Origin of the sequence: Actinomadura miaoliensis (assembly GCF_039536785.1) — a bacterium.
Lineage (GTDB): Bacteria > Actinomycetota > Actinomycetes > Streptosporangiales > Streptosporangiaceae > Spirillospora > Spirillospora miaoliensis.
Map to the genome: position 1 here is coordinate 39,324 of NZ_BAAAZG010000003.1, position 20,728 is coordinate 60,051.

Here is a 20,728-nt window from a genome sequence, read left to right on the forward strand (position 1 = left end):
CCGATACCCGCCCGCCCCTGGCTCAGCCCTGCCTGCGGCCGGGCGGCGCAGGCGTCAGGGGGCGGGGCGGCGGAGGGCCTGGCGGTCGGGTTTGCCGGACGGCAGCAGCGGGATCGCCTCCACCAGCTGCAGCTCGCGCGGCGCGGCGTAGGCGGGCATGGCGGTGCGGACGAAGGCGCGCAGGTCCTCCAGGGCGGGCGGGGCGCCGGCGGGCACGACGACGGCGGTGACGCGTTCCCCCCACTCGGGGTCGGGACGGCCCACCACGACCACGTCGCGCACGGACGGGTGGCGGGCCAGCAGCGCGGCGACCTCGCCCGCCACGACCTTCTCCCCGCCGGTGTTGATGACGTCGTCGGCGCGGCCGCGCACGCGCAGCCGCCCGTCGGGCTCCAGGGCGCCCAGGTCGGGGGTGAGGTACCAGTCGCCGTCGCGGGCGGCGGCGGTCAGGTCGGGACGCAGCCGGTAACCGGTGAACAGCACGGGCCCGGCCAGGCGGATGCGGCCGTCGTCGCCGACCTCGGCGCGCACGCCGTCCAGGGGGACGCCGTCGTAGACGCATCCGCCGCAGGTCTCGCTCATGCCGTAGGAGGTGTGGACGCGCGCGCCGCGCCGGCGGGCCTGGGCGAGCAGGGCGGGGGAGGCGGGCGCGCCGCCCAGGACGATGGCGCCGACCTTGGCCAGGTCGGTTCCGGCGTCGACCAGGCGCCGCAGCTGGGTGGGGACCATCGCGGTGTGCAGCGGCCGGCCGGAGGCCAGGGCGGCGTCGAAGGCGGTCGGGTCGAAGCGCGGCAGGATGACCGGTTCGGTTCCGGCGACCAGGGACCGCACCAGCACCTGGACGCCGGCGATGTGGCTGGTGGGCAGGCAGCACAGCCAGCGGTCGCCGGGGCGGGCGCCGATGCGGGTCAACGTGGCGGCGGCCGAGTGCCGCAGCGCCGCCGCGGACAGTTCGACGATCTTGGGGGTGCCGGTGGATCCGGACGTGGCGATCAGCACGGCGGTGTCGGCGGCCGCCGGTATGCCGCCGTGGCGTGCGCGCAGCCCGTCGGCGGTGTGCACGGCGTGCGGGGCCAGGGCGTCCAGCAGCGTGCGCAGCGCGGGGGCGGGCAGGTCGGGCGACAGGGGACAGATGGCCGGTCCGGTACCGTCCAGCGCGACGGCCAGCGCCTGGAACAGCCGCCGGCCGGGGGGCAGCACGACGGCGTGCACCCGCCGTTCACCGGTGCGTTCGCTCGCGTGCGCGGCGGAGGCGGTGGGTGTGCTGTCCATGTCCCGGCCAGCCTAGACGATCTGTTGAACGCGTTCGAATTCGGCGGGGGCGGCCGAAGCGGTTGAATTGGGGACGCAGGGCACCCCGCACGCCGATCAAGGAAGAGGGCACATGCCACAAGCGGGCAAGGTCTCCGAACTGTTCGACCCCGACGCCTGGAAGCCGGTCGAGGGGTTCGACTTCACCGACATCACCTACCACCGGGCCGTCGACCACGGGACGGTGCGGATCGCGTTCAACCGTCCCGAGGTGCGCAACGCGTTCCGCCCGCACACCGTCGACGAGCTGTACCGGGCGCTGGACCACGCGCGCATGTCCAGCGACGTGGGCTGCGTGCTGCTGACCGGCAACGGGCCGTCGCCGCGTGACGGCGGGTGGGCGTTCTGCTCGGGCGGCGACCAGCGCATCCGCGGCCGCGACGGCTACCGGTACGCGGCGGGCGAGACCGCCGAGACGATCGATCCGGCGCGGGCGGGGCGGCTGCACATCCTGGAGTGCCAGCGGCTGATCCGGTTCATGCCCAAGGTGGTGATCTGCGTGGTGCCCGGCTGGGCCGCCGGCGGCGGGCACAGCCTGCACGTGGTGTGCGACATGACGCTGGCCAGCCGCGAGCACGCCCGGTTCAAGCAGACCGACGCGGACGTGGCCAGCTTCGACGGCGGGTTCGGTTCGGCGTACCTGGCGCGGCAGGTGGGCCAGAAGTTCGCCCGGGAGATCTTCTTCCTGGGCGACACCTACGACGCCGAGGCCGCGCACCGCATGGGCATGGTGAACGCGGTGGTGCCGCACGCCGAGCTGGAGGCGACGGCGCTGGAGTGGGCGCGCAAGGTCAACGGCAAGAGCCCGACGGCGCAGCGGATGCTCAAGTACGCCTTCAACCTGGTCGACGACGGGCTGGTGGGGCAGCAGCTGTTCGCCGGTGAGGCGACGCGGCTGGCCTACGGCACCGAGGAGGCGGTGGAGGGCCGCGATTCGTTCCTGGAGAAGCGCGACCCCGATTGGTCGCGTTTCCCGTGGTACTACTAGGTTTTCTTCGAGCTTGTCACGGCAGGGGGTCGGATCCGGTGCGGGTGTATGCCATCCCGATGCGGACGCGGTTTCGCGGCATCACGCGGCGGGAGGGCGTGCTCGTGCGGGGTCCGGCCGGGTGGGGGGAGTTCTCCCCGTTCGCCGAGTACGGCCCGGCCGAGTGCGCCCGCTGGCTGGCCGCGGCGCGGGAGGCGGCGTTCGAGGGGTGGCCGGCGCCGGTGCGCGACCGGATCCCGGTGAACGTGACGGTTCCGGCGGTGGGGCCGGAACGGGCGCGCCAGATCGTCGCCGCGTCCGGGTGCCGGACCGCGAAGGTGAAGGTGGCCGAGCGGGGGCAGGACGAGGGCGACGACCTGGCGCGGGTGGAGGCGGTGCGTGACGCGCTGGGCCCGTCGGGCCGGGTGCGGGTGGACGTCAACGGCGCGTGGGACGTCGACACCGCGGCGCGGATGATCCGGCGGCTGGACCGGTTCGACCTGGAGTACGTCGAGCAGCCGTGCGCGACGCTGGAGGAGCTGGCGCGGGTGCGTCGCCTGGTGGACGTGCCGGTGGCGGCCGACGAGTCGATCCGCCGGGCCGAGGACCCGCTGAAGGTGCGGGCGGCCGAGGCGGCGGACGTGGCGGTGCTGAAGGTGCAGCCGCTGGGCGGGGTGCGCGCGGCGTTGCGGGTGGCCGAGGCGTGCGGGCTGCCGGTGGTGGTGTCCAGCGCGGTGGAGACGTCGGTGGGCCTGGCGGCGGGTGTGGCGTTGGCGGCGGCGCTGCCGGAGTTGCGGTACGCGTGCGGGCTGGCGACGCTGTCGCTGCTGCACGGCGACGTGGTGGACGACCCGTTGACGCCGGTCGGCGGCGAGTTGCCCGTGCGCCGTCCGCAGGTGGACGAGGCGGCGCTGGCCCGGCACGAGGCCGACGCCGCGACGGCCGGGCGGTGGCGGACGCGGGCCGCCGAGGCGCAGTCGCTGCTGGGCGGGCCGCCGGTGATCGGGGTGGTGCGTTGATGAACCCGGCGACCGCGCTGGCCACGGTGCTGGTGGACGAGCTGTTGCGGTGCGGCATGACCGACGCGGTGCTGGCGCCGGGGTCGCGGTCGGCGCCGTTGGCGCTGGCGCTGCACGAGGCGGCGGTGGCGGGCCGGATGCGGCTGCACGTGCGGATCGACGAGCGGTCGGCGTCGTTCGTGGCGCTGGGGCTGGCCAAGCGGTCGGGGCGTCCGGTGGCGATGGTGTGCACGTCGGGCACGGCGGCGGCCAACTTCCATCCGGCGGTGATCGAGGCGCACCAGTCGGGTGTGCCGCTGGTGGTGCTGACCGCCGACCGTCCCCCCGAGCTGCGCGACACCGGCGCCAACCAGACCATCGACCAGGTCAAGCTGTACGGGACGGCGGCGCGGTGGAGCTGTGAGATCGGGGTGCCGGAGAACCGTCCGGGGATGGTGGCGTACTGGCGGTCGGTGACCAGCCGGGCGTGGGGGCTGGCGCAGGCGCCCGAGCCGGGGCCGGTGCACCTGAACGTGGCGTTCCGTGAGCCGCTGATCCCCGACGGGGACGAGTCGTGGTGCGAGCCGCTGGACGGCGACGCGACGGGCGCGTGGACGAAGGTGCGGGCGGCCACGCCGGGGTCGGTGCTGCACGTGCCGGCGACGCGGCGCGGGGTGCTGGTGGTCGGGGACGGCGCGGTGAACGTCAAGCGGTACGTGGCGGCCGCGTCGATGGCGGGCTGGCCGGTGCTGTCGGAGCCCAGCGGCAACGCCCGCTACGGCGACCACGCGCTGTCGGCGCACCACTTCCTTCTGGGGGTGCCGGAGTTCGTGGAGCGGCACCGCCCGGAGGTGGTGGTGACGCTGGGCAAGCCGGGCCTGTCGCGGCCGTTGCTGTCGCTGCTGCGCCGCGCCGAGGAGCACATCGTGCTGGCGCCGGACCTGGCGCGGTGGCCGGATCCGGTGCGGTCGGCCACGCAGGTGGCGCAGGACGTGGAGATCCCGGTGGTGTCGGGCGACGACGCGTGGCTGCGGTCGTGGCGGACGGCCGACCGGGCGGCCGCGGCGGCGGTGGACGCGGTGCTGGACGCGGCGCCGGAGGTGACCGAGCCGCGGCTGGCGCGGGACCTGGCGGCGGCGTTGCCGGGCGGGTCGCTGCTGTTCAGCGCGGCCAGCATGCCGATCCGGGACCTGGACCAGGTGATGCGGCCGCGCCGCGGCATCCGGGTGATGGCCAACCGGGGCGCCAGCGGCATCGACGGGCTGGTGTCGACGGCGGTGGGCGCGGCGCTGGCGCACAGCGGCCGCTCGTACGCGCTGCTGGGCGACCTGGCGTTCCTGCACGACCACAACGGGCTGGTGCTGGGGCCGGACGAGCGCCGTCCCGATCTGGCGATCGTGGTGGTGAACAACCGCGGCGGGGGGATCTTCTCGCTGCTGCCGCAGGCGGCGCTGGACGGGCCGTTCGAGCGGGTGTTCGGCACTCCGCACCAGGTGGATCTGGAGCATGTGGCGGCGGCGCACGGGCTGCCGTACCGGCTGCTGGAGTCGGCGGCCGAGCTGCCCAAGGCGATCACGGGGGACGGGCTGCGGATCGTGGAGGCCCGTACCGACCGCGACGCCAACGCGGTGCTGCACGCGGCGATGCGCAAGGCCGCCCACAAGGCCGTCCGCGACCTGCTGTAGCGCCGCCCCGGGACCACCGGGGACCACCGCCCGGGAAGATCGTTTATTGTGTCGCGGCGCGGTGGGGCGCCGTCGTAGCCTGTGGCGGGTGACCGCACTTGAGCAGCTCGCCGACCGGTACGTGACCGAGTTCGCCGCCCTGGACCCGTGCCGGGCGGCGATGATGGGGATCTCCGGGCAGGAGTCGCACCTGACCGACTACGGTCCCGGCGGCTGGGCCGCGCGGCGGGAACTGACCCGCCGCACCCTGGCCGCGCTGGACGGCACGCCGCTGGACGGTCCCGCCGAACGCGTCGGCGCGGCCGTGCTGCGGGAACGGCTGGAGGTCGAGCGGGCGCTGGACGAGGCCGGGGTGCCCGACGCGTTCCTGGACACCACCGACGGTCCCGTGCAGCGGCTGCGCATGGCGTTCGAGCTGCTGGACCGGGGCCCCGGCACGCCGTGGGAGGCGGTGCTGGCGCGGCTGCGGGCACTGCCGGCGATGCTGGACGGCCTGCGCACCAGCCTCACCCGGGCGCGGCGGGACGGCCGCGTGGCCGCGCGGCGCCAGGTCGCCCGCAGCGCCGCCGACTGCCGTGTCATGACCGGCTACCTGACCGGGCTGGCCGCCCGTCACGGCGAGTTCTCCAAGGACGCCGCGTTGGGCGGCGCGCTGCGGGACGCGGCGGCCGCCGCGGCAGGCGCCCTGACCGGCTTCGCGGTGTTCCTGGAGGAGGAGCTGGCGCCGCACGCCCCCGAACGCGACGCGCTGGGCCGCGACCGGTACCTGCTGGGCGTGCGGGACTTCCTGGGCACGCGCCTGGACCTGGAGGACACCTACGCCTGGGGGTGGGCGGAACTGGCCCGCCTCAAGGCCGAGATCGCCGAGGTGGCCGCGCGGATCCGTCCCGGCGCGACGGTCGCCGAGGTGCGGGCGGCGCTGGACGCCGACCCCGCCCACCGCGTCCGCGGCGCCGAGGCGTTCCGGGCGTTCCTGCAGGAGCTGGCCGACGCCGCCATCGACGCGCTGGACGGCGTGCACTTCGACATCCCCGCGCCGCTGCGCCGCATCGAGTGCCGCATCCCGGCCGGTGACGCGGGCATCTACTACCTGTCGCCGGCCGAGGACGGGTCGCGTCCGGGCACGGTGTGGTGGAGCGTCACCGAACCCGACGAGGACGTCGTCACCTGGTCGGTGCCGTCGACCATGTACCACGAGGGCGTGCCCGGCCACCATCTGCAGCTGGGCACGGCCACGCTGGCCACCGGCAGGCTCACCCGGTTCCAGCGGCTGGGATGCGAGCTGTACCCCGGTCACGGGGAGGGCTGGGCCCTGTACGCCGAGCGGCTGATGGACGAGCTGGGCTTCTACCGCGACCCCGCGCACAAGCTGGGCATGCTGGTGGGCGGCCAGCTGTTCCGCGCCGCCCGGGTCGTGCTGGACATCGGCCTGCACCTGGAGCTGCCGATCCCCGCCGGGACGGGGTTCCACGAGGGGGAGCGGTGGACGCCGCGGCTGGGCCGGGAGTTCCTGCGCGCGCACGCCACGTTGACCGACGCCGGCGTCGCCTTCGAGATCGACCGGTACCTGGGGCGTCCCGGGCAGGCGATCGCCTACAAGGTGGGCGAGAAGGTGTGGCTGGAGGCGCGTGAGGCGGTGCGCCGCCGTGACGGCGAGGCGTTCGATCTCAAGGCGTTCCACCGCCGGGGCCTGGAGGTGGGCCCGATGGGCCTGGACCTTCTGCGCGCCGAACTGACCCGCCCCTGACCCGCGCCTGACGCGCTGCTGCGGCGGTTCCTGGCGAGAAAACCTGTTGGGCGGGTGGCGCCGGCGCCCCTAAGATCAGCGGCATGGGAGCGATAACTGAGTTCGACGGCATCGTTGTCCGCGGTGCCGTCGTCTTCTGGCGGCTGCGCGGGCGGCGTCCGGCTCTGAACCTGCCGGGCCGTCGCGCCGATGTGTGATCTGACGCCTGCTTCTCTTCTTCGCGTGCACTGATCCGCGTTCTTCGGCGCGCGCACTTTCGCGTTCCTTTCGCGTGGTGCCGTCGTGCTCCCATGCTCTTCGTGGTGTCCCGCAAGTTCAGGGCCGTGACCGGTCCCTTGCCCATCCGGACGGGCCTGTGCCCGTCCCGTCTGGCCGGTCGCGCCCCGCCTTCTCGTCCGCGTCGCCGGTGACGGCGTCAGCGCGCGGCCCGGCTGTGGCGTGTCCGGCCGCGGAGGACATCCACGATGACCCGAAACTCCACGCCACGCACCTCCGGCGCGTCCGGGCGTCCGGGCCCCCGGCGTCCCCGGTCCGGCCGTGACCGCGCCCGCCGTTTCCTGTCGCAGAACTTCCTGGCCGACCCGCGCGCGATCGATGTGATCGTGCGGTCGGTGGCCGCCCGTCCCGGTGACCTGGTGGTGGAGGTCGGCGCGGGGGACGGGCGGATCACCGCCGCGCTGGCCGCCGGCGACGCCTACGTCATCGCCTACGAGATCGACCCGGCGCTGGCCGGGCGGGTGCGTGAGCGGTGCGCCGACCTGCCCAACGTGCGGATCGTGCGCGGCGACTTCCTGCGGGCGCGGCCGCCGCGCGGCCCGTTCGCGGTGGCGGGCAACATCCCGTACTCGCTGACCTCGGCGATCGTCGAGTGGTGCCTGCGCGCCCCGGAGCTGACGTCGGCGACGCTGGTGACCCAGCTGGAGTACGCCCGCAAACGCACCGGCGACTACGGCCGCTGGAGCCTGGTGACCGTGCGGTCGTGGCCGCTGTTTCACTGGCGGCTGGGGGAGCGGATCGGCCGGGAGCTGTTCCGTCCCGTCCCGCGGGTCGACTCGGCGATCCTGCGGCTGGAGCGCCGCCCGCGGCCGCTGCTGCCCGCCTCGGCGCTGGCGGACTACGAACGGTGCGTCGCGCTGGGGTTCACGGGGGAGGGCGGCACCCTGCGGGCGTCGCTGCGGCGCGAGCATCCCCGGGGGAGGGTGGACGCGGCGCTGCGCGTGGCCGGGGTGGAGCGGGACGCGGTGGTGGCGTTCGTGCATCCGGATCAGTGGCTGCGGCTGTTCCGCGTCCTGCACGGCCTGCCGCCCGCCGAGGCTCGGTCCGGCACTCCCCGCCCCACCTGAACCTTACTTTGTCAAGGCGCTGGGTTGGTGCACTACCAATACCTGACAGGTAATCCTCACCGTGCAGAACCACCATCACCAAGGGAAGAACGCCTCACTTAGCGTGATGTTCGGCGACCGTAGGTGAGTATGGCGTCGTTGCACGGGCCGGCGGCCCAGGTCGGCCGGCCCGTGCAACGGGTTGAGTGGTTCGCCGCCGAGGTGGGCGTAGCGGCAGGGCTTCCAGCGTCGCCTCTGGCATCGTCCCGACGAACATGACGGGCGCGCCGGGCATGCGGGTGTGCCGCTTGCCCGGCGGGCGGTCGTGCCCACTGGCGGCAGGTGTCGGTTACCTGCCGCTGCCCGGCTGACGTCGGGTTGTGCCAGCCTGTGGAGCCTGCCCGGGGCGGGTTCGGTGTGGGAGCGGCGCCGCGCTGTGGCCATCACGGCGCTGGTCGGGGCCCGGGCCGGTCAGGCGGCCCGGTCGGGGGTGATGCGGTACAGGACGTGGCGGCGCAGTGGGTGTCCGGCGGGCAGGACGGGGTGGTCGAAGTCGTCGCGGGGGTCGCGGGTCATGCCCAGGCGGCGCATGACGGCCTGGGAGCGGTCGTTGGGGACGGCGGTGAACGACACGATCTCGGGCAGCCCGGCCGTGGTGAAGCCGTACTCCAGGGCGCGGCGGGCGGCTTCGGTGGCGTAGCCGTGGCCCCAGGCGTGGTGGGCCAGCCGCCAGGCGATCTCGACGGTGGGGGTGAAGTGGGCGTCGAAGGCGGGGGTCCACAGGCCGGTGAAGCCGAGGAAGGCGCCGGTGCCGGTGTGCTGGACCGCCCACAGGCCGAAGCCGTGCCGGTCGAAGTGGGCTTCGATGCGGTCGATGAGGGCGTCGCTTTCGGCGCGGCTCAGCGTGGCGGGGAAGTGGTGCATGACCTGCGGGTCGGCGTTGAGGGCGGCGAAGGGGGCGCGGTCGGTGTCGCGCCAGCGTCGCAGGAGGAGGCGTGGGGTGGTCAGTTCCGGTCCGCTGTTCACCGGGTGACCCTACCGGCGGGCGGCTGGTGGCGGCGGGGCACGCGTCGGCCACCAGGGCGGGCGGCGGTTGCCCCGGGTTGGATTATGACCTTAATGTTACGGTGTGCCACGACATGCGGATCCGGTGGAGCGTCGTCGTCAGGTGGCGGAGGCGCTGCTGGCGGTGGTGGAGGACGAGGGGCTGGAGGCGGCGAGCATCCCGCGGATCGCCCGGGAGCTGAACGCCTCCACCGGCCTGGTGCAGGCGTATTTCCGCAGCAAGGACGAGCTGCTGCTGTTCGCGGCGCGGCATCTGGGTGATCTGATCAGGGCGCGTGTGGCCGCCGCGGTGCGTGCCGCCCCCGAGGGGGATGTCAGGCAGCGGCTGCTGCGCGCGATGTGCGTCGTGGCGGGCGCCGATGATGAGCGGGCGGCCGAGGGGCGGATCTGGCTGGCGTTCCTGGCGCGGGCGGCGTTCCATCCGGCGTTGCGTGAGGTGCATGTCGCGGGGGCGGCGGAGATCCGTGAGCATTGCCGGCGGGCGTTGGAGGCGGCGCGGGAGTTGGGGCGGGTGCCGCGGTGGGTTGACGCGGAGGCCGAGGCGTGGGCGTTGGCGGCGTTCGCGGACGGGCTGGCCGTCCAGCGTGCCGTCGCCCCGGAGGCCATGGCCGATGATCAGGTCCGCGTGTTGCTGGGGCGGTATCTCGACCGGATCTTCGTTGGCGCAGGCGGGGCAGGCGGCGCAGGCGGGGCAGGCGGCGCGGGCGGCGGGGGAGGTGAGTGTGTGTGAGTGTCGCTGTGCTGCTGTCGTTGGCGGGGTTGGCGTTGCTGGACGGCACCAGCGTCGGCACGTTGTTCATCCCGGTGTGGCTGCTTTTGGTGCCGGGGCGGGTGCGGGCCGGACGGGTGGTGGTCTACCTGGGGACGCTTGCGGTGTTCTACTTCGCCGTCGGTGTGGTGGTGGTCGGTGGTGCGGGTTCGGTGGCCGCCGCGGTGGGTGGGGCGCTGGACGGTCGTGCCGCGCTGTGGGGGCAGCTGGCGGTGGGTGTGGGTCTGTTCGCGCTGAGTTTTCGTTTCGATCCCAAGCGGCGGGGTGAGGGGCGGGGCGGGGTGTCGCGTTGGCGGGAACGTGTGGCGGCGGGGTCGTCGTCGGTGGTGTGGGTGGTGGGTCTTGCGTTGGTGGCGGCGGTGGCCGAGGTCGCCACGATGCTGCCGTATCTGGGGGCGTTGGCGATGCTGGCCGCGTCCGATCTGCACGCTGGTGTCGTGGTGGTGCTGCTCGCCGGCTACTGCGTGGTCATGGTGCTTCCGGCGGGTGTGCTGCTGGTCGCGCGGGTCCTCGCCGCGTCGCGGGTGGAGCCGGTGCTGCGTCGGGTCGACGCCTGGATCGGTGACAGGGGTGCGGGCGCCACAGGGTGGTTGCTGGCCATTGCGGGGTTCCTGGTGGCGCGGGACGCGGCCGCGCGTCTTTGGTTCATGGAGGGGTGAGTGACACGGCCCCGGGGGCGGGGTGGGGTGGTCACGTGGTGGTGGTGAGCAGGGCCATGAGGGCGACGCCGAGGGCGAGCCAGGCGGTGTAGTCGCCGATGTGCCCGGAGTGCAGGTGGTGCAGTCGTGCCGCGGTGGCGTGCAGTACGCGGGGGACGCGTTGGGAGACGCCGAGTGCGGCGACGGCGGCGGCGAGTGCGGCGGACAGGGCGATGCTGAGGATGCCGGGGACTGTCCAGGGGTGCGGGGTGTGTCCGGGTGGGGGTGGGGCGGGGTGCTGGTGGAGGATCGCGGCGGCGTAGGCGGGCGGGTCGGTGAAGGTGGCGGCGGCGGAGGTGACGGCGGGGCCGGGGATCCAGGTGATGGCCAGGCCGGCGGCGAGCAGGACCAGGCCGGGGGTGAGCATGGTCCAGGGTGTGCGGGTCAGTGGGACGGTGGTTTCGCGGTCTTGCCTGTCGCCGTCTTCACCGCCGCCGTTGTCGGTGTTGTCGGCGTTGTCGGTGCCGGGGGTGGGGTCGGGTGGTGGGGGACCGGCGCCGCGGAAGACGCGCAGCCAGACGCGCAGGACGGCTCCGGCGGTGAGGCCGGAGGCGATGACGGCCAGGGGGGTGACCCACCACCAGCCGGCCTGTTCGGCGGCGTGTTCGATGAGGGTTTTGCCGAGCCACATGCCTGAGGGGGGCAGTCCGGCCAGGGCCAGGGCGCCGATGAGGAACACGGTGGCGGTGACGCGCATGGTGCGGCCGCGTCCGGCCAGGTGGTGTTCCTCGACGGTGGCGTGGCGGTTGAGCAGGACGCCTGCGCCGAGGAACAGGGCGCCTTTGACGGCGGCGTGGCCGGTGAGGTAGTAGGCGGTGCCGGTCAGGGCGTCGCGGTCGAGCAGGGCGATGCCGATGAGCAGCAGGCCGGTGTGGCTGATGGTGGAGTAGGCCAGCAGCCGTTTGATGTGGCGTTGGGTGACGCACATGACCGCGCCGAGCAGCGCGGCGGCGGCGCCGAGGGCGGCGGGTGCGGTGAGGGGGACGGTGTCGTGGAATGCGGTCCAGTAGAAGCGGGCGGTGGTGTAGACGCCGAGTTCGACCATGACGCCGGAGAACAGGACGCAGACGGGGGTGGGGGCGACGGCGTGGGCGTCGGCGAGCCAGAAGTGGAAGGGAACGGCGGCGGCTTTGATGAGCAGGCCGGAGCAGATGAGGACGAACGCGGCGGTGATGAGGGGCCGGTCGGCCGGGGGGAGGGTGTGCAGGGCGTGGTCGAGGCGGGCGAGGTTGAGTTCGCCGGTGCGGGCGTAGGTGAGGGCGATGCCGGTGAGGGTGAGGTAGGCGCCCAGGGAGTTGGTGATGCCGAAGTTGAGGGCGCCGTGGACGGTGGCGGGTTCTTCGGCCTGGTAGCCGGCCAGGACGAACGCCACGACGCTCATGAGTTCGAAGAACACGAAGGCGTTGAACAGGTCGCCGGTGTAGGTGAGGGCGCACATGGCGGCCAGGAACAGCAGGGTCAGGGCGTGGAAGATGGCCTGGACCTCGGTGAAGTAGCGCCAGGTGAACACCAGGGCGGCCAGGGTGAGGGCGGCGATGGTGACGGCCAGTCCGGCGGCGAAGGGGTCGGCGGTCAGGGGGATGCCGACGCCGGTGGCGGGCTGCCAGCCGCCGAGCCAGGTGACGTCGGTGCCGTGACGGGTGGTGTGGTGCAGGGTGAGGGCGGCCAGTGCGGTGACGGTGGCGGTGGTGGCGGCGGTCAGGGCGTCGACGGCCAGGCGGGGCAGGTGGCGTCCGGTGGCGGCCAGCAGCGCGGCGACCACGACCGGCAGCGCGATCGTCGTCTGCAGGATCACGGCCGGGGCGCCTTCGGGCCGGCGGGTCCCGTGTCGGCCGGTCCTGTCTGGGTGGGTCCTGTGCGGGTGGTGGCGGCCGGTTCCAGGGGGCGCAGGTGCGCGGGGTCGAGGGTGCCGCGGCGTTTGGCGACCTGCACGGCCAGGGCGAGCAGCAGGGCGGTGACGGTGGCGCCGACGACGATGTCGGTGAGGGTCATGGCCTGCACGACGGGGTCGACGGCGGCGTGGGCGTGGCGGCGGGCGGGGGTCAGGTCGGAGAAGACGGGGGCGGTTCCGCCGGCGCGGTAGCCGATGGTCAGCAGCAGCACGTAGGTGCCGGACTGGGTGACCGACAGGCACACGACGGCGTGGATGAGGTTGCGGGTGGTGACGATGCCGTAGATCCCGGCGAGCAGGATCCATCCGGCGGCCAGGTGGGGCAGGTGGGCGGTCAGGGTGCTCACCGGCCGGCCTCCCCGGTGCTCGGCGCGGCGCCGGGCGGGATGCCGGGCCGGGCGTCGGGTCGGCTGTCGGGGGGTTGGCTGTCGGGGGGTTGGCGGATGAGCAGGGCCTGTTCGAAGAACTTGGCGAGCAGCAGCACCATGGCGCAGCCGACCTCGACGCCGACGGCGGTGTTGAGGGGGATGATCTGCCCGGCGGCGGCCAGGGCGAGTATGACGAACGCGCCGGCGGCCAGCGCCTCGCCGGTTTCGAAGGCGGGGATGGGGCGCAGGCGGCGCAGGGAGGGGTAGTCGCCGGCCAGGTACAGCATGTGCAGGGCGGTGCCGAGCAGGACGCCGCCCTGGAAGCCGCCGCCGGGTGACAGGTGGCCGTGGGCGACGACGTAGGCGCCGACCAGCAGGGTGACCGGCAGCAGCGCCAGGCCGGTGACGCGCAGCGCCTCGAACACCTCGGCTGGTCCGTGGCGCAGCGTGCCGGTCTGGGCCTCTTCCTCCCGGCCGACGGCGCGCAGCAGCACGACGGTGCCGAGGGCGGAGGCGATGAGGATGAGTTCCTCGCCGACGGTGTCGAATGCGCGCTGGTCGAAGTTGACCGAGGAGACGGTGTTGGCGGTGGCGTGGTCGAGGGCTTGGCGGACGGCGCGGTCGCCGTAGGGGTGGAAGGCGGTGCCGAAGCCGGGCAGGCGCAGGGTGCCGGCGGTGTAGGCGGTGGCCAGGCCCGCGGCGGCGACGGTGAACAGGGTCAGGCGTGCGCGGCCGTTCACGTGTCGTCCCCGCGCCCGGCCGGCCGGTGCCGGTGTGTGTCGGGTGCGTGGGGGGCGGTTCCAGGTGGCGGGCCGCTGGGGTGTGGGGTGTCGGGGGGTGGCAGGTGGCGGCGGGCGGCGTGCACGGCCAGCAGCACCAGCAGGGGGATGACCACGGTGCCGACGCCGATCTGTGACAGCGCCACGTCAGGGGCCTGCAGGACGACGAACAGCACGCCCAGGGTCAGACCGTAGCCCGACAGCACCATCGCCTGCCGTACGGGGGCGCGGGTGAGCACGACCACCGTGGCCATCACCACCGCCATCGCCGAGGTGAGGTAGATCAGCGCGTCCTTCATCACCGTTCCCCCTCTGACCGCCGTCCCGCCCGACCGCCACCCGAGCCGCGGCCGGGGCCGGATTGCGGGTGGGATTGCGGGTGGGGCCGGGTGGCGCGGTGGACGGCCTGCCCGGCGGTGGCCACGGCGGCCGGTCCGGTGCCGGTCAGCAGCACGGCGATGAGCAGCAGCTTGGCCACGTCGTGCCAGGACGACCATGGCCGCAACGCCAGCCCGGCCAGCACCAGCGGGGCGGCCACGGTGGTGACGGGCGCGACCACGTGCAGCCGTGTCGCCGCGTCGCGGGTGAGCGGCAGCCGCAGCGCGCACGCCACGGCCAGTACCGTCCCCGCCCAGGCCAGCGCGGTTCCGGCCGTCGCGGCGGTCATAGCGTGCGGGCCAGGAACCGGGCGAACACCAGCGATCCGGCCAGGGACAGCACCGCCAGTACCAGCGCCACGTCCAGGTAGGCGGGGCGTGCGTAGACGGCGGCGAGCACGGCCAGGACGAGGGTGGCGAGGGGGCCGGCCAGGATGAGGGCTGCCAGCCGGTCGGCGGGCCGGCCGCGCGCCATCGCGGCCAGGCAGGGCGCCAGTCCAGCGGCCAGCAGGGTCAGTGCCAGGGCGGCCATACCGCTGTCACCTTCCGTTCCTGTCGTCGTGCCCGGCACCGTTCCGCGTGCCGTTCCGTGTGCGAGTTGGTGTGCGGGTTCGTGTGGGGGCGCGGGTGAGGCGGTGCACGGTCAGCACGCCACGGTCCGGGTCGACGGCGGCGACGTACCCGCCGGGGGACGCCGACACCAGCAGCGTCACCGCGCCGCGCCGTGCGGCCTGGCGGCCCACGCTCATCTGGTCCCACTGTCCGTGCAGGCGCGGAGCGAGCACGCGGGCGGTGTCGGCGGCGATCCGGCCGGGCAGCCGCACCGCCAGCCGGCGCACCTGGTCGCCGCCGCCGCGTGCGGGCCGGGTGTTCAGCAGTGTGCGGCGCGCCGCCACCCCCGCCACGGCGGACGCGGCGGCCACCGCCGCGCCGACCAGCACCTCGGTCGGCGACAGCGTCGACACCAGCGCCGCGTAGATCGCCAGCAGCGGCACCCACCATGCCGCGGCCTGGGCGGCGGTGCGCACCAGTGCGCGCCGGTGCGCGTGAGCGGAACGCATCGCGTCGTCCTCCTGCGTCGTGCCGTTGGCGGTGCGGGCCCGGGATCGGGGTGCCGGGGGGCTGGTGGGTCACAGTTCGGCGAGCAGTTCGGCCAGGTGGACGGGGCGGGCGTCGGTGCCCGCCTCGATCTGGGTGCGGCAGGAGAACCCGTCGGCCAGGATCGCGGTGCCGGGGTCGTCGCGGCGTGCCTGGTCGACCTGCGGCCACAGGCCCAGTTCGGCGCAGCCGGTGGAGACCTCCCAGTGGCCGCGTTCGAACCCGAAGTTGCCGGCCATGCCGCAGCATCCGACGTCCAGGACACGGGCCTGCACTCCGGCGCGGCGCAGCAGTTCGGCGTCGTCCTGGAATCCCCAGATGGCGTGCTGGTGGCAGTGGGGTTGCGCGAGCGCGGTGCGTCCGGTGCCGGGCGGTGGGACGCTGAACTGGCCGGGGGCGTGCTTGAGCAGGAACTCGGCGAGGGAGTAGGTCTGCTGCGACAGGCGCCGCACGTCGGCGGCGATGCCGCCGCCGTGGCGGGCGAATCCGGGTTCGCCGTCGCTGGCGCCGAACAGTTCGGGCGCGTCGGACTTGAACACCGCGGTGCAGCTGGGTTCCAGCGTCACCACGGGGATCCCGGCGCGCAGCCTGGGCGCCAGGGCCCGCACGGTGCGGCGCAGCACCCGTTCGGCGACGCCCAGCTGCCCGGTGGAGATCCAGGTCAGGCCGCAGCACAGCGGCACCGGCGGGACCTCCACGCGGAACCCGGCGCGGTCCAGCACGCGCAGCGCGGCGCGTGCGATGTGGGGGTGGAAGTTGTTGGTGAAGGTGTCGGGCCACAGCACCACGCGCGGCCGCTCGTCCGCTTCCCCGTCACAGCCGGGGTCGACGTCGGGTTCGCCGCCGGGGCGGGGGGCGTCGCGGGTGAACTGGTCGGTGAAGCGTTGCGGCGCGAAGCGCGGCAGTTCACGCCGGGGGTCGACGCCGCCGGCGAACTTGACCAGGGCCTGCAGGACGGGGGCGTGGGTGAGGGCGTTGACGGTCACCGGGGCCGCCGCGGCCAGTTTCGCCCACACCGGCAGCCATCCCATCGCGTAGTGGGAGCGGGGCCGCAGCCGCCGCGCGTAGTGGTGGGCGAGGAACTCGGCCTTGTAGGTGGCCATGTCGACGTGGACGGGGCAGTCGCCGCGGCAGCCCTTGCACGCCAGGCACAGGTCCAGGGCGTCCAGGACGTCCTTGGACCGCCACCCGTCGGTGATGACCTGCCCGCGCATCATCTCCTCCAGGATGCGGGCGCGGCCGCGGGTGGTGTGGCGTTCCTCGCGGGTGACGCGGTAGCTGGGGCACATCACCCCGCCGCTGTGGGAGCGGCACTGCCCGATGCCCACGCAGCGGGCGGCGGCGTGGACGAAGCGGCCGTGATCGTGGGGGTAGGTGAAGTGGGTGCGGGGTTCGGCGGGGTGGTAGCCGAGCAGGTCCAGGTCGTCGTCGAGGCGGTGGGGGTGGACGACCTTGCCGGGGTTCATGCGGTCGCCGGGGTCGAAGATGTGCTTGACGCGGGCGAACAGCTCCACCACGTCGTCGCCGAACATGATGGGCAGCAGCTCGCCGCGGGACTGGCCGTCGCCGTGCTCGCCCGACAGTGATCCGCCCGAGGCGGCCACCAGCCGTGCCGCGCGTTGGGCGAAGCGGCGGTACTTGTCCACGCCGCCGGGGTCGCGCAGGTCGAACGGGATGCGGGTGTGCACGCAGCCCTGACCGAAATGCCCGTACAGGGAGCAGCCGCCGTAGCCGAACTCGCGCAGCAGGGTGCGGAAGTCGCGCAGGTAGGCGGCGAGCTGGTCGGGGGCGACGGCGGCGTCCTCCCACCCTTCGTGGGTTTCGGGGCGTCCCGGCGGGTAGGCGGTGGCGCCCAGCCCGGCCTCGCGCAGCTTCCACAGGCGTTCTTCGGCGGCGGGGTCGTCCAGGAACGACACGGTGGGGGAGTGGCGGCCGCGGTGCAGGTCGTCCAGCAGGTCCTGGGCGCGGCGGTCGGCCTGCTCGCGGGTGTCGCCGCCGAACCGCACCATCAGCCACCCCGACCCTTGCGGCAGTTGCGACAGCGCGTCGCGTCCGGCCATGTGCTCGGCGCGGGCCAGGTCGATCAGGGTGTCGTCCACGCCCTCCAGGGCCAGCGGCCGGTGCGGCAGGATGCGCGGCACCGCCGCGGCGGCCCGCACGATGTCGTCGTAGCCGAGGACGACCAGCGCCTGGTGGGCCGGCACCGGCACCAGTGAGATCTCCGCGTGCAGCACGGTGACCAGGGTCGACTCACTGCCGACCAGGGCACGCGCCAGGTGGAAGCCGCGTTCGGGCAGCAACGCGTCCAGGTTGTAGCCGGACACGCGGCGGGGGATGTCGGGGTAGCGGGTGCGGATCAGCGCCAGGTTGGCGTCGCGCAGGGCCCGCAGGTCGCGGTAGATCTGCGCGCGGCGGCCGCCGGCGGCCACGATCTGCCGGTAGTCGTCGTCGGTGGTGGCGCCGGCCCAGAACCGGGTCCCGTCGTAGGTGAGGACTTCCAGGCGTTCCACCGAGTCCGACATCTTCCCGTACGCCTGGGCGGACGCGCCGCAGGAGTTGTTGCCGACCATCCCGCCGATGGTGCAGGCGTCGTGGGTGGACGGCCGCGGCCCCACCATCAGCCCGTGCCGCGACAGTTCGGCGTTGACCTGGTCCAGCACCGCGCCCGGTTCGATGACGGCGCGGCGCGCGCCGGGGTCGACCGACACGACGCGGTTGCAGTACTTGGACCAGTCGATGACCACGGCGGTGTTGCAGCACTGCCCGGCCAGGCTGGTGCCGCCGCCGCGTGACAGCACCGGCACCTGGTGCCGCGCGCACACCGCGACGGCCTCGGCGGCGGCGTCGACGGTGCGCGGCGCGACCACCGCGATGGGGACCTGCCGGTAGTTGGAGGCGTCGTGGGCGTAGGCGGCGCGGGTGCCGTCGTCGAAGCGGACCTCACCGTCGACGCGGCGCCGCAGTTCCCGTTCCAGCTTGCGCGCCTGTCCACGCTTCAGCCCGGCGCCCTGCTCGCGGACGCGCCCGCGGGCGGGGCGGCGGGCGGGGGTGCGCTCTCGCACGTCCCGGGCGTCTGGCGCCTGGTGGGCGTCCCGGTCCTGGCGGGTGGTGCGGTGTCCAGACGGGATGTGGGTCATGTCCGCCGCATACCCCCACCTGAGGTTCCAATCATCCCCGCCAGCACCCCCCGCCCCTTGGGGACCGCAGGCAGGGGCGGTGGGACGTTCGAGCCGGTGACGTGCCGGGCAGGGCGCCTCGGACGGCGCCGGGGGCCCCGGCGGGACGTCAGCGGGCGGCACCGTCACGGTACGGACCCGGCAAAGGACAGAACGAAAGACGCCGAGGCCCAGCGGCGGGCACAACGGGCTCTTGTGAAACGGGCTCCCGTGTCGGCAGTCGGCGAACCACCGCGGCCGCTGGCGGCCGGACAGTGGGAGTGACGGAGGGGCAGCCGACTATGTCCTGGCGCATGCCGGGCGCGGCGGGCGCGCTGTGGCGCGGCCCTGACCGTGTCGGCGTCGCCGCCGGGTTCCGGGGGGAAGCCTGCCGAGTTCTTCGGGGTCAGCCGCTGCGGCTGACCCGCCGAATTCCACGGTCCGAATTCCACAGGCGGAACCCGCCCGGGGATGCCGGCGGGGTGTCGGCGGGTGTCCGCATTTCGGTGGGAGGCATGGCATGCCTTTCGGCGGGTAGTGCCGACGCCAACAACGATCTCCGGACAAATACCGCAGATCGGTCCGTCCGGGGACACAGATGGACGCCTCGATGAGGAGGAACGGGAGAACGTCATGAGCACCCCCTCAAAACCTGACAACAACACCGGCAAGGCCGGCAAAACCACCGGGAAGACCGCCGGGAAGACGGCGGGCAAGGCCGAGGCGGCGGCCGGCAAGGTCACCCGCGCCGCCCGCGACACCGCCGCCCGCACCGGCAAGACCACGAGCAAGACCGCGAGCAAGGCCACGGGGGAGACCGCCGGGAAGGCGACCGGCAAGGCGACCGGCAAGGCGACCGGCACCACACGCGAACGCGCCGCCACCGCACGCGGCACCGCGCAGAAGACGGTGCAGGAGACCGCGCACAAGACCACGCAGACCGCGGCCGCGACGGCCGGGGCCGCCGCGGGAGCGGCGCGTCGTGCCGGCGGCCAGGTGGCCCGCACCACCGAACGCGCCGCGCACGGCGCGGCGGCGCTGCCCAGGCGGCTGGTCCAGGTGCTGTCGCTGCGGCGCCTGCTGCGCGCCGCGCCCGCCGTGGCCGGCGCCGTCGCGGCGATCCTGATCGGCCGCCGCGTGGCCCGCAGGCGCTGACGCGGAAGTTGACCATGTGACGACCGGAACCCTATGCCCCGTTTAGCCCGGTAAGTACGGGTAGGTAGGGGCCTTGAACACAGCACCATTCCCCTTATCCCACGAGGAGTGGATGACATGACTGGGCCGATCGCCCAGCAGACTTCGGGCACCAACTACGTTCAGCGCGGCGGCTCCAGCGGCCTGGCCGACGTCGTCGACCTGATCCTGGAAAAGGGACTGGTCATCGACGTGTACGCGCGCGTGTCGCTGGTCGGCATCGAGATCCTCACCGTCGACGTGCGGATCGTCGTCGCCAGCGTCGACACCTACCTGCGGTTCGCCGAGGCGGTCAACCGCCTGGACATCGCCCACGACGGCACCGCCAAGGGCATCCCGCAGATGGTCGGCGACATGCAGCAGTCCGGCGCCAAGAGCAAGACCAAGGGAGCCCTGCAGGGCGCCCAGGAACGGCTCCGCGAAAGCCTCGGCGCCGCCGACAGCGAATCCGAAGGCGACAGCGAACGCGAACGTGAACCCGCCCGCCGCCGCACCTCCAGGAAGGAGGAGGAATGACCCGCCCCGACGTCGCCCCTGACACCCGTCCCGCCGGCCAGGACACGCCCCTGTACGTCTACGGTGTCATCCGCAGCGACGCCGAACCGCCGCAGGGACTGCACGGCCTGGGCGACCAGCCGGTGACCCTGGTCGCCCACGGCGACTGCGCCGCGGTCGTCAGCCCCCTGCCGCAGGGCCGCCCGCTCGGCGAACGCGCCGACCTGCTGGCCCACCAGCGCGTACTGAGCGCCCTGGTCGACGCCGACCTGGCCGTGCTGCCGTTCCGGTTCGGCGCCGCCATGACCGGCCAGGACGCCGTCGCCAAAGAACTGCTGGCCGCCAACGCCGACCGCTTCGCCGGCGCCCTGGACCAGGTCGACGGCCGCCTGGAACTGCGGCTGAAGGGCACCTACGTGCAGGACACCGTGCTGCGCGAGGTCATGGCCGACGACCCCGAGGTCGCCGACCTGTCGCAACGCCTGCGCCAGGCCCCCGCCGACGCCGCCGACGCGCTCTACTACGACCGCGTCCGCCTCGGCGAACTGATCGCCCAGGCGCTGCAGCGCCGCCGCGAACACGACGCCCGCGTCCTGCTGGAACGGCTGGCACCCACCGCCCGCGAGGTCGCGCCCAAGACCCCCTCCCGCGACGAGGACGTCGTCGACGCGGCGTTCCTGATCGACCGCGACCGCCGCGGCGACTTCGAACAGGCCGTGGACGCCCTCGGCGCCGAACACGCCGACCGCATCCGCCTGCGGCTGATCGGACCGCTGCCGCCCTACGACTTCGTCCCGGGCGGCTGACAC

20 protein-coding genes are annotated in these 20,728 nt (G+C 74.1%); 10 read left to right on the forward strand and 10 right to left on the reverse strand.

Annotated elements, in window-relative coordinates; translation table 11 throughout:
* Window positions 1-54: 54 nt before the first annotated feature.
* Window positions 55-1,272 carry an AMP-binding protein gene (locus ABD811_RS06795; protein ID WP_344942479.1) on the reverse strand — a complete coding sequence of 406 codons (1,218 nt, stop codon included), beginning with the start codon at window positions 1,270-1,272 and terminating at the stop codon, window positions 55-57.
* 112 nt (window positions 1,273-1,384) lie between these two features.
* Here ABD811_RS06795 and ABD811_RS06800 point away from each other — a divergent pair, with 112 nt between their 5' ends.
* The 5 genes from ABD811_RS06800 (at window position 1,385) to erm (ending at window position 8,051) form a co-directional block, all read left to right on the forward strand.
* Complete coding sequence (locus ABD811_RS06800) at window positions 1,385-2,299, forward strand: 1,4-dihydroxy-2-naphthoyl-CoA synthase (RefSeq protein WP_344942482.1); 915 nt, start codon at window positions 1,385-1,387, stop codon at window positions 2,297-2,299.
* A gap of 38 nt (window positions 2,300-2,337) precedes the next feature.
* Window positions 2,338-3,297, forward strand: a complete 960-nt coding sequence (locus tag ABD811_RS06805; protein WP_344942485.1) for an o-succinylbenzoate synthase — start codon at window positions 2,338-2,340, stop codon at window positions 3,295-3,297.
* Entirely contained in the window at window positions 3,297-4,961 is a 1,665-nt protein-coding gene (menD, locus tag ABD811_RS06810) for a 2-succinyl-5-enolpyruvyl-6-hydroxy-3-cyclohexene-1-carboxylic-acid synthase (protein WP_344942487.1), read from the forward strand. The genes ABD811_RS06805 and menD overlap by 1 nt, the downstream gene beginning before the upstream one ends.
* An 88-nt stretch (window positions 4,962-5,049) precedes the next feature.
* Window positions 5,050-6,708: a DUF885 domain-containing protein gene (locus tag ABD811_RS06815; RefSeq protein WP_344942490.1), complete on the forward strand. Its 1,659-nt coding sequence runs from the start codon at window positions 5,050-5,052 to the stop codon at window positions 6,706-6,708.
* A 464-nt stretch (window positions 6,709-7,172) separates the two neighbouring features.
* Window positions 7,173-8,051, forward strand: coding sequence for an ErmE/ErmH/ErmO/ErmR family 23S rRNA (adenine(2058)-N(6))-methyltransferase (gene erm / locus ABD811_RS06820; RefSeq protein ID WP_344942493.1), 879 nt, complete (start codon window positions 7,173-7,175; stop codon window positions 8,049-8,051).
* 450 nt (window positions 8,052-8,501) lie between these two features.
* Here erm and ABD811_RS06825 read toward each other — a convergent pair whose 3' ends face one another.
* Window positions 8,502-9,056 carry a GNAT family N-acetyltransferase gene (locus ABD811_RS06825; protein WP_344942496.1) on the reverse strand — a complete coding sequence of 185 codons (555 nt, stop codon included), beginning with the start codon at window positions 9,054-9,056 and terminating at the stop codon, window positions 8,502-8,504.
* A gap of 142 nt (window positions 9,057-9,198) precedes the next feature.
* Here ABD811_RS06825 and ABD811_RS06830 point away from each other — a divergent pair, with 142 nt between their 5' ends.
* Window positions 9,199-9,825: a TetR/AcrR family transcriptional regulator gene (locus ABD811_RS06830; protein ID WP_344942499.1), complete on the forward strand. Its 627-nt coding sequence runs from the start codon at window positions 9,199-9,201 to the stop codon at window positions 9,823-9,825.
* Entirely contained in the window at window positions 9,822-10,523 is a 702-nt protein-coding gene (locus ABD811_RS06835; RefSeq protein WP_344942502.1) for a GAP family protein, read from the forward strand. Before ABD811_RS06830 ends, ABD811_RS06835 begins: the two co-directional genes overlap by 4 nt.
* A 31-nt stretch (window positions 10,524-10,554) precedes the next feature.
* On the opposite strand, the gene ABD811_RS06840 is transcribed toward ABD811_RS06835, so the two are convergent.
* From ABD811_RS06840 to ABD811_RS06875, 8 genes are all read right to left on the reverse strand, one after another.
* The gene (locus ABD811_RS06840) at window positions 10,555-12,357 is read right to left on the reverse strand and encodes a complex I subunit 5 family protein (RefSeq protein ID WP_344942505.1); all 1,803 of its coding nucleotides are present in this window, start codon (window positions 12,355-12,357) and stop codon (window positions 10,555-10,557) included.
* Window positions 12,354-12,800 carry a sodium:proton antiporter gene (locus ABD811_RS06845; RefSeq protein WP_344942508.1) on the reverse strand — a complete coding sequence of 149 codons (447 nt, stop codon included), beginning with the start codon at window positions 12,798-12,800 and terminating at the stop codon, window positions 12,354-12,356. Before ABD811_RS06845 ends, ABD811_RS06840 begins: the two co-directional genes overlap by 4 nt.
* Window positions 12,797-13,561 (reverse strand): MnhB domain-containing protein, encoded by a 765-nt coding sequence (locus ABD811_RS06850; protein WP_344942511.1) that lies wholly within the window; start codon window positions 13,559-13,561, stop codon window positions 12,797-12,799. The genes ABD811_RS06845 and ABD811_RS06850 overlap by 4 nt, the downstream gene beginning before the upstream one ends.
* Complete coding sequence (locus tag ABD811_RS06855) at window positions 13,558-13,899, reverse strand: DUF4040 domain-containing protein (protein WP_344942515.1); 342 nt, start codon at window positions 13,897-13,899, stop codon at window positions 13,558-13,560. The genes ABD811_RS06850 and ABD811_RS06855 overlap by 4 nt, the downstream gene beginning before the upstream one ends.
* Window positions 13,899-14,267 carry a monovalent cation/H(+) antiporter subunit G gene (locus tag ABD811_RS06860; protein ID WP_344942518.1) on the reverse strand — a complete coding sequence of 123 codons (369 nt, stop codon included), beginning with the start codon at window positions 14,265-14,267 and terminating at the stop codon, window positions 13,899-13,901. Before ABD811_RS06860 ends, ABD811_RS06855 begins: the two co-directional genes overlap by 1 nt.
* A complete protein-coding gene (locus ABD811_RS06865; RefSeq protein ID WP_344942521.1) occupies window positions 14,264-14,509 on the reverse strand; it encodes a monovalent cation/H+ antiporter complex subunit F in 246 nt (81 codons plus the stop codon). Before ABD811_RS06865 ends, ABD811_RS06860 begins: the two co-directional genes overlap by 4 nt.
* A gap of 7 nt (window positions 14,510-14,516) precedes the next feature.
* Window positions 14,517-15,038 carry a hypothetical protein gene (locus tag ABD811_RS06870; RefSeq protein WP_344942524.1) on the reverse strand — a complete coding sequence of 174 codons (522 nt, stop codon included), beginning with the start codon at window positions 15,036-15,038 and terminating at the stop codon, window positions 14,517-14,519.
* A gap of 69 nt (window positions 15,039-15,107) precedes the next feature.
* Window positions 15,108-18,212 (reverse strand): FAD-binding and (Fe-S)-binding domain-containing protein, encoded by a 3,105-nt coding sequence (locus tag ABD811_RS06875; protein WP_344942527.1) that lies wholly within the window; start codon window positions 18,210-18,212, stop codon window positions 15,108-15,110.
* Between the two features lie 651 nt (window positions 18,213-18,863).
* Between ABD811_RS06875 and ABD811_RS06880 the strand changes: the two genes are divergently transcribed.
* From ABD811_RS06880 to ABD811_RS06890, 3 genes are all read left to right on the forward strand, one after another.
* The gene (locus ABD811_RS06880) at window positions 18,864-19,385 is read left to right on the forward strand and encodes a hypothetical protein (RefSeq protein ID WP_344942530.1); all 522 of its coding nucleotides are present in this window, start codon (window positions 18,864-18,866) and stop codon (window positions 19,383-19,385) included.
* A 117-nt stretch (window positions 19,386-19,502) separates the two neighbouring features.
* Entirely contained in the window at window positions 19,503-19,940 is a 438-nt protein-coding gene (gene gvpJ / locus ABD811_RS06885; protein ID WP_344942533.1) for a gas vesicle protein GvpJ, read from the forward strand.
* Entirely contained in the window at window positions 19,937-20,725 is a 789-nt protein-coding gene (locus ABD811_RS06890) for a GvpL/GvpF family gas vesicle protein (RefSeq protein WP_344942536.1), read from the forward strand. The genes gvpJ and ABD811_RS06890 overlap by 4 nt, the downstream gene beginning before the upstream one ends.
* The last annotated feature ends 3 nt before the right edge of the window (window positions 20,726-20,728 follow it).

Coding starts and splice junctions, on each gene's coding strand:
- ABD811_RS06795 (WP_344942479.1), bottom strand. CDS start 1,272: ATGGACAGCACACCCACCGCCTCCGCCGCGCACGCGAGCGAACGCACC.
- ABD811_RS06800 (WP_344942482.1), top strand. CDS start 1,385: ATGCCACAAGCGGGCAAGGTCTCCGAACTGTTCGACCCCGACGCCTGG.
- menD (WP_344942487.1), top strand. CDS start 3,297: ATGAACCCGGCGACCGCGCTGGCCACGGTGCTGGTGGACGAGCTGTTG.
- erm (WP_344942493.1), top strand. CDS start 7,173: ATGACCCGAAACTCCACGCCACGCACCTCCGGCGCGTCCGGGCGTCCG.
- ABD811_RS06855 (WP_344942515.1), bottom strand. CDS start 13,899: ATGAAGGACGCGCTGATCTACCTCACCTCGGCGATGGCGGTGGTGATG.
- ABD811_RS06860 (WP_344942518.1), bottom strand. CDS start 14,267: ATGACCGCCGCGACGGCCGGAACCGCGCTGGCCTGGGCGGGGACGGTA.
- ABD811_RS06865 (WP_344942521.1), bottom strand. CDS start 14,509: ATGGCCGCCCTGGCACTGACCCTGCTGGCCGCTGGACTGGCGCCCTGC.
- ABD811_RS06870 (WP_344942524.1), bottom strand. CDS start 15,038: ATGCGTTCCGCTCACGCGCACCGGCGCGCACTGGTGCGCACCGCCGCC.
- ABD811_RS06875 (WP_344942527.1), bottom strand. CDS start 18,212: ATGACCCACATCCCGTCTGGACACCGCACCACCCGCCAGGACCGGGAC.
- ABD811_RS06880 (WP_344942530.1), top strand. CDS start 18,864: ATGAGCACCCCCTCAAAACCTGACAACAACACCGGCAAGGCCGGCAAA.
- gvpJ (WP_344942533.1), top strand. CDS start 19,503: ATGACTGGGCCGATCGCCCAGCAGACTTCGGGCACCAACTACGTTCAG.
- ABD811_RS06890 (WP_344942536.1), top strand. CDS start 19,937: ATGACCCGCCCCGACGTCGCCCCTGACACCCGTCCCGCCGGCCAGGAC.